General features: G+C 69.0%; 1 protein-coding gene. It reads left to right on the top strand.

The genetic code is table 11. The features are described from left to right. Positions 1-277 precede the first annotated feature (277 nt). On the top strand, positions 278-532 hold a 255-nt coding region (locus ABD323_RS41985), incomplete at its 3' end, for a hypothetical protein (RefSeq protein ID WP_344447330.1).

Here is a 532-nt window from a genome sequence, read left to right as displayed (position 1 = left end):
CCACCACCCGGCCCCGGCCCTCACCGTCCACGTGGACCACCGCTTCGGTCTCCAGCCCGCGCACTTCACCACCCTGACCGAGTGGGCGGCCTCGCTTGGGCAGGTGTCCGTTTGACTCGGTGCAGGTGGGGCGGTCACCATGCGGCGATCTCCGTACGGATGTGCGGGTGACGTTTCGAGCAGAGAGCAGTGCCTTCGTATGGACATCACCGCCACCTTCCGGCTGACCGAGCAGGATCTCCGGAGGGCGCTCCGGAACGTTCCGGCGCTGCGGCGGATGACCCTTCTCGGGGGGATCGCCATGGTGGCCGGGCTGCTGGTCTGGGCGCTGACCGGGGAGCCAAACATGGGGCTGCTGGGGATGGGGCCGGTGGTGCTGGTGGTGACCGAGGGGATAGTGGTCCGGGGCGGCGCGAAGAAGAGTGCCGAGTTGATCACGGAGCCGTGGACGGTGCGGGTCACCGAGCAGACGTACTCGCTCAAGACCGCCGCGAGTGAGGCGACGGTGGAGTGGCGGCTGTACCGGGAGGTG

This window comes from Kitasatospora nipponensis (genome assembly GCF_039528135.1).
GTDB classification, from domain to species: Bacteria; Actinomycetota; Actinomycetes; order Streptomycetales; family Streptomycetaceae; genus Kitasatospora; species Kitasatospora nipponensis.
Note: the sequence above shows the minus strand (reverse complement) of the source record. Positions and strands in the feature narration are given on the sequence as shown.